This window comes from Paraglaciecola arctica BSs20135 (assembly GCF_000314995.1).
GTDB classification, from domain to species: Bacteria; Pseudomonadota; Gammaproteobacteria; order Enterobacterales; family Alteromonadaceae; genus Paraglaciecola; species Paraglaciecola arctica.
Genome location: NZ_BAEO01000055.1, coordinates 24,782 through 41,934, shown reverse-complemented (window position 1 = coordinate 41,934; position 17,153 = coordinate 24,782). Strand labels below are relative to the sequence as shown.

Below are 17,153 nucleotides of genomic sequence, written 5' to 3'. Positions count from 1 at the left end.
TGAACTAATTCAAAACAGGGTACTCTATTAAATCCTAAACATTCATCAAGGCCATGCGCGAGCAGCAGTGTTTAAAAGAAACAAGTTTCTATTTTTATCAGTTTTTGCGCACCTGGTAGTTATATATGTAGTTGCTCAGTCGGTTATATTTCCTTCAGTATTAGACTCGCCCCCAAAAAAGCCAGAGGTCATTCAGGCAATATTGATTTTTGATTTGCCCTCCAATACACCGGAAATCCCTGTAGATATTATTGAAGAGGAAAAACCTCAGCTAGTTGAGCCAGAAGAAGAGCTTCCCGTTGTCGAAACACCCGCAGATAGCGAAATTGCAACCACTTTGAACTCAGAGGTTCAATACCCTCCAGTTTCACCGCAAACGCAAACGCCTCAGCCAGAATTAGCTGAAGAAGTACCAGAAGAGATACCTGAAGAGCCCGTACAAAACGATGATATTAATGAAATCATCATTACGGATAGAAACATTGCAGTAACACCTAGTCCAGAAATCCGTACTCTTTCGAGCAGTATGGCAAGACGCCATCTAAACAGCTTTAACCAACAGCAGCAAAATAGGTTGGCGGAACAAGCATCTCGGAATTATCAGCAACATAAAAATTCGCCAATAATAGATGCAGAAGTCAAAGATCCTTTTATGACCGAAGATGAAAAACTAAGAGACAGCCTAAAAGTGCGTGCGGATTGCAGTAGTACTAGCAAACAAACAACTGCCGTACTATTAGGTTTTCTGGGGGCTCAAATTGATTGTTCAAAACCACCACCTATTAGTGGTTTTATCCAAAACAGGATAAATAAACAATCTCATTTACCTGGACAATATAGGCAAGAAGATCAAAAAAGACCGCAATCCGTTGTCATTAAAAAGACACCCTAGCCAGGTATTTAACTTCAAACTCTTATCTAACAAAACAGTAAAATTTACTCCCAACTCATCACTATGAGAATATTTTACTAACCAACCATAGTAACTTGAAATATAAAACTACAGGATCGTTATTTTAAAAGATAATAAGCAAAGAAAAACCTTACGATAGGTGAAAAAATTCCCTTAAGTTTGAAGTTGTTGGATCTAGCGCTTTTGCTGCAACGATTTACAGAATAATTTGAGAGAGTTTTATGATTAATTTACCTAACACCCCAAAGCAACCACTCAGCTTAATTTATCTGGATGCAAATGCTACGACTCAAGTGCTCCCGCAAGCCGCGAAGGCTGCTTTATCAACCATGGAAACACTCTTTGGCAACCCCAGTAGTAGTCATGTTACAGGGCTTCAGGCAAAACAGATAATTGAGGAAACTCGGCAGCAGGCAAAAAATATTATTGGCGCTGGTGACGGTAAAGTTATATTTACTAGTGGCGCTACAGAAGGCATTCAAACAGCTATTTTATCAGCATTATACAGTGCGAAAAAAACGCTTGATAGCAGTAAAAAATATTGTCTTTTGTATGGTGCTACTGAACATAAAGCAGTACCTGAGTCACTCAAGCACTGGAATAACATTCTTGAAATAAACGCCGAAGTGAAAGCAATTCCAGTGAATGAAATGGGTCAGCTTGATATGGATTTTATCGCAAAAGAGGTACCCAATGCCTTAATAATTTGTACCATGGCGGTTAATAACGAAACCGGTGTTTATCAAGACATCCAACTTTTAGACCAAACCATACGTGCCAATAATAAAAGTACTGCGTGGATGGTAGATTGCGTACAAGCATTAGGCAAAACAGATTTGAACTTGGCTAATACCAGTATTGACTATGCCCCCTTTAGTGGTCATAAGCTTTATGCTCCTAAAGGCATTGGTTTTATGTATGTTAAAGAAAACGCACCATTTACGGCATTTATTGCCGGTGGCGGCCAAGAAAGTGGTTTACGATCAGGTACTGAAAACTTACCAGGTGTAGCGGCTTTAAATGTAATATTTAGTATGCTCAACGGCGATAGTAAGAATACTTTTACACCTTTAAAAACACTCCACTTATTTCGCCAACAACTTGCCACTGCTTTAACCCAAGCCTTCCCGAAAATTGTGTTTAATCATAGTTTTGAAAATTCAGTACCAACTACCCTTAACTTTGCTATCCCTGAGTTTAGCTCTAAAGAAATAATGGATTTATTCGACGCCGCGAATTTAAGGGTCAGCTCAGGCTCTGCATGTAGTTCAAAGGTCACACGCAGTTTTGTATTAGACGCTATGGGACTTCCTGCATGGCAAAGTGGATCCGCAATTCGAATGTCCTTTGGGCCAGCGATGACACAACAACAAATTGACGAAGCTTGCACTCGAATAGTTTTTGCAGCTCAAGCGTTGACACAAAGCTGTTTAACTATAGACACAGATATCATTGCTGACAAAATACCCCTAGAAGGTCTAATTCAATTTAAAGTCGGTGGTGGATGCAGCTGGTTGTATGTGGATAAAAACACTAAATCTGCAATATTTATCGACCCGTTGCCCGAGTTAACTGAACGCCTGAAAACACTGCTGACCTGCCAGGACCTAAATTTAGTTGCCGTTATCGACACTCATGGCCACGCTGATCACCAGTCATGTCGAGGAGATATTGCCGAAGATTATTTGGCCCAGCAGCAAACAGACATTCTTGGATGGCCAATTAACTCAAAGACAACAATAATTCATGGCAAACCCTACTCCTACATTATCTTGGGCGATAAGTGGCTAGTCAAAGTAAACACGCCTGGCCATACCGCAGATAGTATTAGCCTATTACTTTGTGATCCTGCTAACGCTGCAACAGACGAATTGGTTGTTCATTACGGGTTTTGTGGTGATTTGCTCTTAATGGATAGTCTTGGCAGAACCAATTTTTCAGGCAGTAGTGCAGCAGCTATGTTTACAAGTTTGCAGTTATTAAAATCGCTTATCGGCACTGACAGCCTTATTTGTCCCAGTCATGATTATAATAATGAGTTTACTACTAGTATTACAGCCGAAATATCACGCAACTCGTTACTTGCACAAGTTATTGCTGACGAAATAGACAGCAAACAATTTGAAGTTCAAAAAACACTAATGGATACACATATTGTCGATCAATCAGGCTCTGAAATTATGTGTGGAGCTTTAATTGGTGATTGCCAAAAAGTATCAGTGCGTGAATATACTAGTCGCAGTTTGGCCGAAGCTTTAGAACAACCAAATAATATGAAATTAATTGACCTTCGTGAGCCCTACGAATACGCACTGCAGCACGACAAAAATTTCGAAAACAATGTGCCCTTGACGCAATTAGTCGAATTTGTGCAGCAACATAAACATAATAAACAACAACAACTCATACTGGTTTGTCGCAGTGGTAGCCGTTCTCAACTGGCTGCACAAGCTCTTGTACGCTTAGGATTTGAAAATGTCGGCCACTTAAAAGGTGGTTATGCATTGCACCAATACTAAGGTGTGTTCTTTTGTGTCAAAGCAGTATCTAGTTGCAATAGTGCAAAAATCAATAGCTAGTATTTCTATTGGTATAAGTAAGAGTTTATAAAATGTTTATTGTTTTTATTGGTGCAAGCCTTATTGGCCTGAGCCTAGGTATTTTAGGGGCAGGCGGTGCAATATTAACAGTTCCGATGCTAATTTATGGTTTGGGTTATTCTGAAAAAGTAGCCATAGCAAGTGCATTGCTTATTGTTGGTTCTATTAGTGCAACCACAGCTTTAATAGGTATAAAGCAAAAGAAGGTCGACTGGACACTGGTCATTTATTTTGGCGGACCAAGTATGCTCAGTGCCTATGTGGGAGCTTGGTCAAGTAGCTATGTTTCAGGCGCAACACAAGTCATAGTATTGGCAATTGTTATGCTTGCCGCTGCTTGGAGAATGTTTCACTCTTTTAAACCGCAAGCGCCTAACGAGTTAAATCGCTTGTTAACCATAATGCAGGGGATTGGTGTAGGTTTATTGACAGGCTTTGCTGGTGTTGGAGGTGGTTTTTTAATTGTGCCAGCCCTAGTTTTATTAGGTGGATTAGTAATGAGCCAAGCAATTTTTACTAGTTTGGTGGTGATATCAATCAATTCAGGTGCGGGATTTATTAAATATCAATCCATTCTTCACGAAAGTAACCTGCTATTGGATTGGTCGACTATTACCATAATATCAATTATAGGTATTCTGGGAAGTTTTATAGGTCAACGTTATTCAATGAAATTACCACAGCAAAAAATCAAACATGCTTTTGCCGTATTTTTAACCATAATGGCAATATTCATATTATGTCAAAAACTAATGATTAACACATGATAAGCGACTTACCATGCCCGACTAGTGGCGCTTATCAGCAGCTATAATTTAAATTACCCAGCTACAGTAAACACCTATATTTACTATCCAAATATCTTTTCCCACAAACTTTTGGGCTTATCAGGCACAGTGGACTCACCAAAACATTTTTTAGGTACTGGGGGCAGAGCATCGATGATAGCTGGCACACTAAAAGTGTCAGTACAGCCTGCTTTGCTTAAATGTCCTGTTGCATTATCAAAGTGGGCAATGCCTAAACCATCAGGGAAACGTCTCACCAGCGACTTAGGCTCTTGTTGTTGCTGATAAGCAATAAATAATTGCATGGCACCACTAGCACCACTTAAGTTAACAGGCTGATTGTTATCTTTGCCTATCCAACTGGTTACTAGAATATTTTTATCAAAACCACTGAACCAACTATCGCGATAATCATCTGTTGTACCCGTTTTGCCTGCCATATTGATATCAGGGAATTTATCTTTTATAGCTTTTGCCGTGCCCTCTAGCGTTACTTTGTGTAGTGCATAATTTAGTAAATAAGTAGCCTGTTCATCCACTCGTTGCTCTTCGGAAATATCGAAGTGCCACAATAACTTATCATCTGCTGACATAATGGCAGTAATGGAATGCAGAGGTATATAACGACCGTTGTTAGCTATGGTTTGATACATCTGGTTCACTTGAAGCGGCGAAAAATTTACCGCTCCCAAAGTAAGCGCCGGATACAACTCGAGTTCCTCTTCCACCCCTAAGCGCCAAATAGTATCGGCAATGTTCCCTAACCCTAGGTTCATTCCTAAAGTAACAGTGGGCACATTCAGCGACCGACTCAAAGCGGTCAATAGTGGCACTTCACCGCGGAATTTTTTATCTGAATTTTGTGGCTCCCACATTTTTCCATAGGTACTTTTAAGTTTTATTGGCTCGTCTTTTAAGTGTGTGGCTAAGTTATAGTCTGCTGCCTGCTCTAGCGCGGTAAGGTAAATTGCGGGTTTGATCAATGAACCAATAGAACGTTTGGCATCCAACGCTCTGTTAAAACCAGCATAATCAGTATTTCTGCCCCCAACAATCGAACGAATTTCTCCAGAATCAATGTTGGTTACTATCATAGCCGCCTCAAAACCGCTTAAGCCAATGCGTTTTTCCTGTACTGCGACACCTCGAGAAACCGCACGTTCGGCCTTCACTTGTGCATTAGAGTCTAAAGTCGTGAACACTTTTAAACCCGACTGGCGAATATCTGGGTTGTCTAGCACCATTCGCAGCTCACGTCTTACTTGATCCATAAAAGCCGGATGTTTATCTTTTTTCAAGCTGGCGCCAGTAGCCAGTTTAATCGGCAGCTTTACTAAATCTTGGTATTGGTTGGGTGACAAATGGTTACTTTCAAACATCGAACGCAACACTATATTGCGTCTTTCTAGAGCTCGCTCAGAATGTTTACGGGGATTGTAATATGAAGGGCCTTTGATAATGCCAACCAAGGTGGCCATTTCATCAATACTCAGTTCATTCAAGGGGCGGTCGTAATAAAAATAACTGGCTAAACCAAACCCATAAACACCGGTATCTCCATTTTGTCCTAAAAACACTTCGTTTAAATAAGCTTCGAGGATCACATCTTTGCTATATTGGACTTCAATAAGCAGTGCCATCATTGCTTCTTTTGCTTTACGAACTAAGGATTTTTCGCGGGTTAAAAACAGGTTTTTAACCAACTGCTGAGTCAAAGTACTGCCACCCTGAACGGTGCGCCCCGCTGAAATATTCGCCATTAAGGCTCTGATGATGGATAGTGGCGCCACTCCAAAGTGTTGATAAAAGTCCTTATCCTCCACTGCTACTAATGCCTGAGTCAAAATAGTCGGGACATCGTTGATTTGTACCAACATACGATCTTCTCGGCCACTACTGACCAAACGAGTAACCAGCCAAGGCTCGAGATAAACAGAATTAATACTTTGGCCCAGTTTGAGCTCTTGGATCTGGCTGATACGCTGATTTGTGATGCTTATCTCAATGTAACGTAAATCCTCAGTGCCGTGGGAGAAATCAAATTTACGACGCTGGATACGGATGCGATTATTTAAGACTTGGTATTCGCCAGAGCTGTCTGCACGGGTGACTTTTCGATAACCCAGCAACTGTAATTCTTCTACAATCTCTTTAATGCTGATTTCTTGTTTTACCCTCAAAAGCATCGGACGGGCATAGATTTGCGCTGGCACTTGCCATTTATTCCCCGCAAACTTCGCCCTTATTTGGGCGTCCAGATAAACCCCATAAGCCCCCACTACTAAGATAAATACACTCAGTAATTTAAGCCAATGTCGCCCAATCCAGCAAAAAGGGTTAAGCCGTTTCCAAATAGAAACTTTGCTACCTGAAGTCGATTTCGCTGTAGCAGTTTTTGTGGTTTTGGATTTACTTGCGGGGCTTTTACTCATTATTTACTGCTCATTCTTTTTTTAGTACGTGTTGTAGCTTGGGCATTGGCTGGATCATCAGGCCAGAAATGTCGAGGATAACGGCCTTTCATTTCTTTTTGTACCTCTTTATAACTGCCTTGCCAAAATCTAGGCAAATCTTGAGTCGTTTGTATCGGTCTACCTGCTGGAGAAAGTAACTCAACGGTAATGGGGAATTGTTGTGCAACTACTGGGTGAAGCTGCAATCCATACAATTCAGTCATACGTACCGATAACATCACGGTTTTGTCACTGGTATAGGTCAACTGGGCACTCCTACCACTAGGCAATGCCAAGCGTTTCGGTAACTCTTTGTTCAAATATTGTTGCTGCCCGTAGTCCAATTCATTGAGTAATTGTTGTAAAAAATGGCATTGAGTAAATTGCTGCCAAGTTAATGTATCAGTGAGGTAAGGAATTAACCATCGCTCAATTGAATTAAGCAATCCGGATTCAGTGAAATCTGGAAGTGACATTGCACCAGAAAAACTTGCTGCAATTTGAACTCGATAAATAAGTTGCTGTGCGTCTTCATTAAAAGGAATACTTGTTATGCCTTTGGCATGAATGACATCTTGCCAAATAGTCTGAATATGTTGCTGTGAAGGACGCTTGATGGATTGTTTGTTGATAACAACCTTGCCCAAGGTCTTTTGCATTTCGGACACTATTCTTTGGTTAACATTATCCCACTCAACACGCTCCTTTTTCTCTATCAAATAATAAAAATATTGCTCAATTTGCGACAAGGTTAAAGACTCAGCATAACGGATTTGCGCATTATCTTGTTGTCTATCACTGGTTTGCATATTCGCTATAGCTAGCCAAGTGTGTGCGGTTAAAGCGTCGTCTTCAAACAATACTGCGCCGCTTCCATTTACTAACTGATAACGTTCATCTTTTCTCTGTTTTGCGAGCCATTGCGGAAAAGCATAACCAACCAAAACAGCGGTATCTTCGATTGGCCAAATTAAAACACCACACGCCAATTTCGAATGCCATTGACGGATAGCTTGCCAAATAAGATGATTTTTTTGCTGTAATACAAAATGTAACCTAGCAGATAAGCTTGCACCGTTATTGGTTCTGCCCATAGGATCTTTATTTTCAATAAGTGCCGCTAACGCACAAGCCAGACTTAAGTGCTCTTTGCTCATCTGCGCACTTTTCACTAACATAACGGCGATACTAGGGTGGCAACCTAAACCATGGGCCTTGCGCCCTAAAGCGGTCAGTTTGTTGTTCTTATCAAATAATTCGAGCTGACTTAACAGAGCAAATCCTTGGGATAACTGAGCATCACTAGGGTGATCTAATAAAGCCAGCGTCCTAACATCCGCTCCCCAAATGGCACTTTCTAAAATAAAACTGCTCATATCACTCTGCATGATCTCAGGCGTACTTTGTTTGGCTAAGCGATCGTGCTGCTCTTTACCCCACATTCTGTAACATGTGCCAGCAGTTAACCGCCCTGCTCTACCTGCCCGCTGGGTTGCAGATGCTTGAGATATTTTTTGGCTTTGTAGGTGAGTGATACCGCGATTTAACTGAAAAATGGCCTTTTTTTCAATACCACTATCGACAACTACTTCAATACCCTCAATTGTTAAACTTGTTTCAGCGATATTGGTCGCGAGTACAATTTTTCGTTTTCCTTCGGGGTGAGGCAATAAAGCTTGTTGTTGTTCATTCTTAGATAATTCTGAGAACAACTTAAAAACCTCAACCTCAGTTCCAAAATATTGACTTAAACGCTGTGCGGCTTTGTTAATATCGGCTGCACCGGGTAAAAAAACCAAACAATCATCCTGATGTTTTGAGAAAACTTGGATCACTAGTCGACTGACTTTTTCAAATAAATGTAAGCCTGAATTGTCCCCTTGATACACTATGTCTACTGGATAACTTTTACCTTGAGACTCTAATAATTTAGCTTCAGGCAATAATTCACTTAAGGCTCCAACATCAAGTGTGGCCGACATCACTAACAAACGTAAATCTTCCCTAAGCGCCTGTTGCACCTCAATACACAGAGCCAAAGAGAAATCGGCATGTACACTGCGTTCATGAAACTCATCAAAAATCACTAAGCCCACATCAGGTAGTTCGGGCTGGTTTTGCAACATTCGGGTTAAAATGCCTTCTGTGACTATTACTAACCGTGTGTTAGCACTTACTTTTACTTCACCTCTTATTCGATAACCAATCGTTTGTCCAACAGACTCACCCAATTGGCTTGCTAGGTAAGCAGCAATAGCTCTAACCGCAATACGTCTTGGTTGTAGCAGGATGATCTTTTTGTCTTTAAATATTTCTAATTTGAGTAAAGACAAAGGCAAACACGTCGACTTTCCCGCCCCTGGAGGAGCGACAACAATGGCGTCACCAACTATAAGTTGTTGATGTAAAGCGGGTAAGATATGTTCAACAGGTAACAAATGAAATCTCTTTGGGTTTAATTATAAATTTGAGTAGAGTGTCTAGCAAAGATGATAACAAACATAAGGGGTAGCAGTATGCGGGCATTTTTTGGTTTATCACCCGATACTAAAACAAAATTGGCAATAGAGGTATGGCGTAATAAAGCTTTTCCGAAATTCGATGCACCGGTAGCGGCTGCCAATTTTCATGTCACCTTAGCGTTTTTGGGGCAAATCTCGCCTAAGCAAATGGATACATTATCTGAGGGAGTCGAGCAAATTTCTGATCTACATACATTTAATGTTTCCCTAAACCGTGTGGGTTATTGGTCAAAACCCAAGGCACTTTGGCTAGGCTGTGAAGATACTCAAATTGAACATCTACAACTTGCAAAACGCCTACATCAAATAGCTAATTCAGTAGGCTTACAACTCCCTAAACAAGATTATGTGGCGCATCTCACTCTTGCCAGAAAGTGCGCAAGCAATCCACCAGCATCTTTAATCGAACCAATATTTAATTGGCATAACGCTGAATTTCATTTATACGAGTCAGTTTCCGGTAAAAAAGGGGTGTCTTATCATATTCGCCAATCTTGGCCATTAGCTAAACGATTTGCTTTTAAATCATTCTGAGTTTAGGTGTTTACTTAGTAATCATTGCGTTAAAAATGCAAATGACAAGTACTATGTTTATTCTGAAATAGCAGTTTTTGTTCTTTACGCCATTGGCTTTAACGGGTGACAATAAGCCGCAAAGGAAATATAGGTTTTAATAGTTATGCCGCAAACATTTAGATTAGTCATCGATTGCCCTCATCAAGTAGGGTTAGTCGCAGCCGTGAGCCAATTTTTAGCTGACCAAAATGCCACTATTGTCGAGGCTAACCATCATACAGATCAGCAAACCGGACGTTTCTTTATGCGTCATGAGATCAAAGCGGCTTCGATTAATATGAGCATAGAAAGCGTCAAACAAGCGTTTACTCCTATTGCTAAAAAATTCCAGATGCATTGGAAAATTGCTGATTCACACAAAAAACAAAAAGTAGTGATGCTGGCTAGTCATGAGTCGCATTGTTTGATGGATATTTTGCATCGCTGGCACAGCGGTGAATTGCAATGCGATATACCTTGTATCATTGCCAATCACCCACAAATGAAACAATTTGCAGACTGGCACAATATCCCCTTTCATTGGGTGGATTTTAAAGACCAACCAAAAGAAAAGGCCTTTGCTGAAGTAGAAAAACTTATCGAAGCATATGATGCAGATTTAACCGTACTTGCTAGGTTTATGCAGATTATTCCTGAACACCTTTGCAAAAAATTAGCAGGTAAAGCGATCAACATTCACCACAGTTTTTTACCTTCATTTGCCGGCGCTAAACCTTATCTGCAAGCTTATAATCGTGGCGTTAAGTTAATTGGTGCCACTTGCCATTATGTGACTAGTGATCTAGATGAAGGACCTATCATTGAACAAGAAGTAATGCGAATTAGCCATAGTGATACTTCTGCAGATATGGTGCGTAAGGGTAAAAACTGTGAAAAAACCGCCTTAGCTAATGGAGTGCGTTACCATTTAGAAGACCGCGTTATTATTCATAAAAACAAAACTGTGGTTTTTGCATAGGGGCTGGGCCATTTATTCGCCTACCTTCGTTATTTACATTTCGTTTAGAATGACTAAACTTCAAGGCAAATGCCTTGGTATCCAAATAAATGACCTCAGTCTCGAGGATATATGAAGGATGAACAGCCCCTTATGTCTATTTATCTGATCCGCCACGGCCAAACTAACGGCAACAGGGATAGAATTGTACAAACACCTGATACTCCCCTTTCAGAACTAGGCCATCAACAAGCAAAACAACTAGCTCTGAGTTTTCAGCATATTGCCATAGGCAACATCATCAGCAGTGACTACATACGCACCCAACAAACAACGGCTCCTCTTCGAGCAATAAAACAATCGGCATTCAGTCTACAACCGCTACTTAGAGAAAGAAGTTTTGGCGATTTACGTGGTAAAGCCTACGCCGACATCACTCCTGACATTTTTGCTGAAGGATATGCACCGCCCAACGGTGAAACTCATCCGCAATTTATAGAGCGAATAAAGCTTGCGTGGGATTTTATATTGGCGACCTATCAGAATACTGCTGGGAGTCTAATTGTTATGACACATGGCTTAGTGTTGCGCGAATTGATTAAACAACATTTGATAGTAGCTGATGATATGTCGCCATTGTCAGATTTTCAAAATACCTGTATTACAGAAGTGGATGGTACAGATAAAAAAACAGTCTTGAGATTGTGCGATGCACAACATTTGGAAAACAAAGATGTGCTAGGGACAGCGGTTTAGATTGTTGATAATACAGGGCTAAAAATAGCCGTTGTAACTTAAAGCAATTTTGATGTTGGTTGCCCCGCTTTCAAATACCCCACCAAAGTCATCTGAAGCGCTCCATTTTTGACTGGACGCCGTCCATTCCCAATAATGTTCATTAGCAAAACCATCAGTGCGAGCATTCAGCAACCACTCAGTATTTTTGGGTAAGTCAAACTCAACCCCTTGAGTGGTTTTAAATTCAGTTTTTGATTGAGCAATCAAGCCGAAACCTATGCTAAAACCATGACTAACTTGATATCTAGGGATAAATGAAAATTCTTTCACTGAAACTTTTTGACTAAACACTCCCCAAGAATGTTTACCTTTGGCATAACCTAAGCCCACTTCAAGTACAAAGTTTTCGGTTAAAGGTTGGGTCAAAGCGGCTAAATACTCTTTCTGCTTACAGCCAGTAAATTTTATTGCAGACTTAGCTAGGTTGAATTCGATATTTTGTGGAGCCCAAGTTTGCAACCAGCTCATGGTTGTTGCAAGTGCATCTGAACTAGCAGCACAATGACTCGATACCAGTATACATGCAGCTAGTAGAACTGATTTCATGTCAGCCTCTCAACTTGGGTTTCAACATCATCACACTGTAACCAATGCACATCTAATTACCGTATAGCCAAGGCTACTCCGGTATGATAAATCATACCAAAATAGCAGGTTATGAAATTCAAAGTTCCCCCCTTACTCCCTTGTACTTTGATGCCAGAACATTACACTCACATCCTCGTTAGATTACTTTCTGACGAACTAAATCAAAACAATAAAAAATATCAGGCAAGGAATTATGAAAAAAAACCTAGTAGTGCTAGTTAGTAGTGCGGTATTAGTGGCATTAAGTGCATGTAGCGAAAATCTCTCCACGAAAACCCAAGAAACAAAATCAGCAACTCAAGTAAAAATACAACATCAAAATCCTTTATTAGCAGAATATGCTGGACCTTACGGCGGTGTTCCAGCTTTTGATAAGATGGCCTTAACAGATCTTAAAGCGGCGCTAGAAAAAGGTATGGCCCTGAAGTTGGCAGAAATAGATACAATAGTAGACAATCCAGAGCCTGCGAATTTTCAAAACACTATAGTGGCTTTAGAAAAAGCCGGCAGCGATTTAAGCAGAGTATTTAGCTATTGGGGTATTTGGGGTTCTAATAAAAACAGTCCTGAGTTTCGAGATATCCAAAAAGAAATGGTGCCAAAAATTTCTGCTTTTAATTCAACTATCACAGGTAACGAAAAACTGTTTGCTAAAGTAAAAGCCGTTTACCAAAGTGAAGAATTAAAAGCCTTAACCAGTGAAGAACAAAGAGTCACATGGTTAACCTATAATAGTTTTGCTCGTAACGGCGCAACACTAGAAGGCGAGGCTAAAGCCCGTTACGCTGCCATCAATCAAGAAGTAGCCGGTTTACAAACACAGTTTGCTAACAACATTTTGGCAGACGAAGAAAAATATGTGTTATTTCTAAATACCGACCAATTATCGGGTTTGTCAGAGTCATTGGTTTCGGCTGCGGCAAACGCTGCAAAGGGACTTGGTAAAGAAGGACAATATGCCATTACCAATTCTCGCTCTTCAATGGACCCATTTTTAACTTACTCCGACGAGAGAGAATTGAGAGAAAAGGTTTGGAAAACCTACTACAGCAGGGCTAACAACGGTGACGAGTTTGATAACAATGAACTGATCAAAAAAATCCTCACTTTACGTGATGAGCGTGTTGCACTGCTTGGTTACGATAACTATTCACAGTGGCGTTTAGAAGATCGCATGGCGAAAAACCCAGAAAATGCCATGGACTTAATGAAAAAAGTTTGGCCGGCAGCAATAGCACGTGTGGATGAAGAAGTGGCAGATATGCAAGCGATAGTAGATGCACAAGGAGCCAAATTTAAAATCGCACCTTGGGATTATCGCTATTACGCTGAAAAAGTCCGTAAAGACAAATACTCACTAGATTCAGATGAAGTAAAACAATATCTACAATTAGATAAGTTACGGGAAGCTATGTTTTATGTAGCGGGACGTTTGTTTAACTTTGATTTTACTCCTGTTCCAGAAGGTTCAGTACCGGTATTTCATGAAGACGTAAAAGTGTGGGAAGTTAAAGATAAAACTTCTGGCGAACATATTGGCCTTTGGTATTTAGACCCATTTGGTCGCAAAGGAAAACGTTCTGGTGCATGGGCCACCACCTATCGTAGTCATACCACTTTTGATGGTAAAAAGACGGTACTTTCCTCTAACAATTCTAATTTTGTTAAAGGTTCACAAGGCAAGCCAACACTCATATCTTGGGACGATGCAGAAACCTATTTCCACGAATTTGGGCATGCCTTGCACTTTTTGTCAGCCTCGGTCGCTTACCCGACTTCACACTCTGGGGTACGAGATTACACCGAATTTCAATCTCAGTTGTTAGAACGCTGGTTAACCACAGACGAAGTGATAAATAACTATTTAGTGCACTACAAAACAGGTGAGCCGATACCAGCTGATTTAGTGGCTAAAATCAAAAAAGCCGCCACTTTTAACGAGGGTTTTAAGACCACTGAATATATGGCGTCAGCCATTATGGACTTGTTATACCACACTACGGATCCGGCCAAAATTGAACCGCAGACCTTTGAAAAAGAACAATTAACCGCGCTGGGTATGCCAGAAGAAGTGGTAATGCGCCATCGCAGTACCCAGTTTGGACATGTATTTTCAAGTGAAGGGTATTCCTCTGGCTATTATGGTTATATGTGGGCAGAAGTACTCACCTCAGATGCTGCTGAAGCTTTTGCTGAAGCTCCCGGTGGTTTTTACGATAAAGACGTCAGTAAAAAACTAGTGGATCACTTGTTCTCGATCCGCAATGCTATGGATCCAGCTGAGGCTTATCGTTTATTCAGAGGACGTGATGCTAAAGTAGAAGCGCTGATGCGAGATAGGGGCTTTCCAGTCACCCAATAAACCCCATATTTATATACATAACCCGATTTCAGGTTAAATAGTGTTGAATAGTGTTGAATATTTGAGAAGTATGGACTCCCTACATTATAAAGAGTCCATACAGATTAACCTGTAATCATCATCCTCAGTTCAGTTTAAATAAGCTGAACTCTGGTTAAATACTCATGCTTCATCGGCAATTTGTTTTAATGCCTGCTCAAATACTTCAGTAGGCTGACCACCACTGATCAAATGTTTGTCATTCACTATCACCGCTGGTACCGAACTCACTCCGGCTGCTTGATAATGTTGTTGCAGTTTTCTCACTTCAGCCGTGTATTTATCTGAATCCAATATCTGCTTAGCTTGTGCTACATCTAACCCAAGACTTTCCACAACAGCTAACAATTGCTGATGATCACTAGGGTTACCACTTTGCTGAAAATACAAATCAAACAACGCCAACTTTAACTCAGTTTGTTTGCCAAACTCATGGGCCCAATGTAATAAACGATGTGCGTCAAAAGTATTGTAAATTCGACCGCCACCACGATTGCCAAATTCATAACCTACTGAAAGGCCACGCTCTTTAATTGCGGCTCGGTTTTGCTCAGCTTGTTGCTCGCTGATGCCATACTTCTGGGTAATGTGCTCGGTAATTTCCTGCCCTTCTTTTGGCATCTGAGGATTGAGCTCAAAAGGTTGCCAGGTTATATCAGCTTGAATATCTGGAGCTAAATTGGTTAAAGCTTGGTTTAATGCTTGATAGCCAATAATACACCAAGGGCAAGATACGTCGGATACAATGTCGATTTTCAATTGAGTAGTCATAACTTTCCTTTTTTGAGTCAGTCCTTAAAGGACAGTTAATTTACATTTATTATTTCAAGCTTATACCAATCCGCATAAATAAGTGACCTCTCAGCGAGATTTTAAAAGGGCTTAATCAAGGCGCTTGAATGAAGTAATAGTTATTCTATTGCGAATTCGAGCAACGCAGAGTAAGCCCTTTTAAAACTCGCCCTAAAGGGAAAGCACCAGCCATTCTTGCACTTCGTTCTCACTATTTGAAAGGGCTTGCCATTCCTGCATAGTGACGCCTTGTGCAAAAATGGCTGGTGATTTCTGAGTGGTCACTTCTTTATGCGGAATGGTATTAGAGATTGATAATGCTCCACTACAGGAAATGGCTGGTAGAAATAATGAAGTAAAGCTTTCCACTTTTTATAATCGCTGGATTGACGAAACCCAATGCTGTGATCTTCTAGCGTTTGCCATTGCACCAACAGCAAATAACGATTATCAGTTTCAATACACTTATGTAATTCATGACAAATGTAGCCGGGCAAAGCAGAAATGATTTTTTGCGCTTGTTGAAATGCTTGTTCAAACGCCTGCTGTTTACCTGGAATAACATCTAATACTGCTTGTTCTAATATCATGTATTTTTTCTATGTTTATGGGGAGTAAAACACAGTAAACAATAACCTAAAAGATGCAGTATTCCCTCCAACAATATGGCAATTAAAAAACCACATATGACTCCCCATATCAACGCTTGAGGGTCGATAAGTATCATGTAGCTATATTGCTCCATGGTTTGTTGAATAATTTGTTTGTCTGCTGCTGTGATGACATGAAGTACTCGCCACAAAGCAGCTTGTTGCAGAGTCTGAGCCTCAGCCTGAAGTGATGCGACACGGTCAGAGATGTAACGAATGTTACGGGCATCATTGTTAAAGACAGGATCGTCACTGCTTTCATAATGCTTGACAAGATTTTGTACACTGCCATTAAAATAGCGATCAGCGGTTTGTTGAAACCCTGCCAAAATCTGTAGTGCTTCTGTTAGGTGGGCATCTATGCGTTTTTCATATTGATCAACAACGGCGGGGACCTGAATGCCAATCAGTAAACCACTGCAAAACAGTATAAGTCGTAAATATTCTATGCAAAATTTTATCATTTCTATACTCATTCACGGGCAAACATACCTTTGTCCGCCTGAATTGCCTTGCCGCTAAGGTGATGAACTTCTATAGTAAACAAAAGCGCTACCTAGGGGATATATGTTTGTTAAATTTTAAATTGAAAATTTCAGTCTTGTTGGCTGCATTGACGAGTATCTCATTGCAGGCTCAAGATTACGAAGTTGCAGATACCCTGCCACAGCAAACTCAACTAGAAGTTACAAAAACGGAAGCCCAAGAGCCAGTGACCGCAGATACATCCATTCAAGAATCAAAACCAGAACCAGCAGAACTAGATAAAATACCAGAAACACTCAGCCCAACTTGCCCCACGGATTTCTACACTTTACCTTTATATCCTAATGCCAAATTTTGTCAGTTATTTGCACAAGGTCTACCTGCCAGCATGTCGTATTTTACGATCAGCGACCCCCAAAGTGCCAAAGAGTTTTATATCAACCAACTAGGCCAAGCCGAAGATCAAAAAATGCTCAAAGGCCGTATTGTACTGCAATATTCAAATGGTCAAAAAGTAATAGTGATATCTAAAGATGGCCAAGGTAGTCAAATCGACATACTCGTTAAATCAACTGGTTAAGCTTAGTTTTAAGCTATTTCCTCAATAAAAGTTAAAAGCCTCATTTTCTTCCCACCATTGGCACTTTCT

General features: G+C 40.5%; 14 protein-coding genes. 8 read left to right on the top strand and 6 right to left on the bottom strand.

The window, feature by feature from the left end:
• Window positions 1-67: 67 nt before the first annotated feature.
• The 3 genes from GARC_RS17250 (at window position 68) to GARC_RS17240 (ending at window position 4,280) form a co-directional block, all read left to right on the top strand.
• Window positions 68-892: a hypothetical protein gene (locus GARC_RS17250; RefSeq protein WP_226989209.1), complete on the top strand. Its 825-nt coding sequence runs from the start codon at window positions 68-70 to the stop codon at window positions 890-892.
• A gap of 242 nt (window positions 893-1,134) precedes the next feature.
• Window positions 1,135-3,432 (top strand): aminotransferase class V-fold PLP-dependent enzyme, encoded by a 2,298-nt coding sequence (locus GARC_RS17245; protein WP_007622550.1) that lies wholly within the window; start codon window positions 1,135-1,137, stop codon window positions 3,430-3,432.
• Between the two features lie 92 nt (window positions 3,433-3,524).
• Window positions 3,525-4,280 (top strand): sulfite exporter TauE/SafE family protein, encoded by a 756-nt coding sequence (locus tag GARC_RS17240; RefSeq protein ID WP_007622546.1) that lies wholly within the window; start codon window positions 3,525-3,527, stop codon window positions 4,278-4,280.
• 83 nt (window positions 4,281-4,363) lie between these two features.
• Here GARC_RS17240 and mrcB read toward each other — a convergent pair whose 3' ends face one another.
• Complete coding sequence (gene mrcB, locus GARC_RS17235; RefSeq protein WP_007622545.1) at window positions 4,364-6,733, bottom strand: penicillin-binding protein 1B; 2,370 nt, start codon at window positions 6,731-6,733, stop codon at window positions 4,364-4,366.
• On the bottom strand, window positions 6,733-9,192 hold the full coding sequence (gene hrpB, locus GARC_RS17230; RefSeq protein WP_007622544.1) for an ATP-dependent helicase HrpB: 2,460 nt from the start codon (window positions 9,190-9,192) through the stop codon (window positions 6,733-6,735). The genes mrcB and hrpB overlap by 1 nt, the downstream gene beginning before the upstream one ends.
• A gap of 78 nt (window positions 9,193-9,270) precedes the next feature.
• Here hrpB and thpR point away from each other — a divergent pair, with 78 nt between their 5' ends.
• The 3 genes from thpR to GARC_RS17215 all read left to right on the top strand — a co-directional run bounded on the left by thpR (window position 9,271) and on the right by GARC_RS17215 (window position 11,545).
• A complete protein-coding gene (gene thpR, locus GARC_RS17225; RefSeq protein ID WP_007622543.1) occupies window positions 9,271-9,810 on the top strand; it encodes an RNA 2',3'-cyclic phosphodiesterase in 540 nt (179 codons plus the stop codon).
• Window positions 9,811-9,955: 145 nt separating this feature from the next.
• On the top strand, window positions 9,956-10,810 hold the full coding sequence (gene purU / locus GARC_RS17220) for a formyltetrahydrofolate deformylase (RefSeq protein WP_007622535.1): 855 nt from the start codon (window positions 9,956-9,958) through the stop codon (window positions 10,808-10,810).
• Window positions 10,811-10,942: 132 nt separating this feature from the next.
• Window positions 10,943-11,545, top strand: a complete 603-nt coding sequence (locus GARC_RS17215) for a histidine phosphatase family protein (RefSeq protein WP_007622531.1) — start codon at window positions 10,943-10,945, stop codon at window positions 11,543-11,545.
• Window positions 11,546-11,563: 18 nt separating this feature from the next.
• Here the strand turns inward: GARC_RS17215 and GARC_RS17210 are convergent, their stop codons facing one another.
• Window positions 11,564-12,133 (bottom strand): hypothetical protein, encoded by a 570-nt coding sequence (locus GARC_RS17210; RefSeq protein ID WP_007622529.1) that lies wholly within the window; start codon window positions 12,131-12,133, stop codon window positions 11,564-11,566.
• A gap of 235 nt (window positions 12,134-12,368) precedes the next feature.
• On the opposite strand from GARC_RS17210, the gene GARC_RS17205 reads away from it, so the two are divergent.
• Window positions 12,369-14,537: a M3 family metallopeptidase gene (locus tag GARC_RS17205; protein ID WP_007622525.1), complete on the top strand. Its 2,169-nt coding sequence runs from the start codon at window positions 12,369-12,371 to the stop codon at window positions 14,535-14,537.
• Between the two features lie 162 nt (window positions 14,538-14,699).
• Here the strand turns inward: GARC_RS17205 and GARC_RS17200 are convergent, their stop codons facing one another.
• The 3 genes from GARC_RS17200 to GARC_RS17190 form a co-directional block, all read right to left on the bottom strand.
• Window positions 14,700-15,347: a DsbA family oxidoreductase gene (locus tag GARC_RS17200; protein ID WP_007622518.1), complete on the bottom strand. Its 648-nt coding sequence runs from the start codon at window positions 15,345-15,347 to the stop codon at window positions 14,700-14,702.
• A gap of 302 nt (window positions 15,348-15,649) precedes the next feature.
• Window positions 15,650-15,958, bottom strand: coding sequence for an antibiotic biosynthesis monooxygenase family protein (locus GARC_RS17195; protein WP_007622515.1), 309 nt, complete (start codon window positions 15,956-15,958; stop codon window positions 15,650-15,652).
• On the bottom strand, window positions 15,955-16,482 hold the full coding sequence (locus tag GARC_RS17190) for a DUF2937 family protein (RefSeq protein WP_007622514.1): 528 nt from the start codon (window positions 16,480-16,482) through the stop codon (window positions 15,955-15,957). Before GARC_RS17190 ends, GARC_RS17195 begins: the two co-directional genes overlap by 4 nt.
• A 107-nt stretch (window positions 16,483-16,589) precedes the next feature.
• Between GARC_RS17190 and GARC_RS27410 the strand changes: the two genes are divergently transcribed.
• Complete coding sequence (locus tag GARC_RS27410; RefSeq protein ID WP_007622509.1) at window positions 16,590-17,084, top strand: hypothetical protein; 495 nt, start codon at window positions 16,590-16,592, stop codon at window positions 17,082-17,084.
• Window positions 17,085-17,153: the final 69 nt, after the last annotated feature.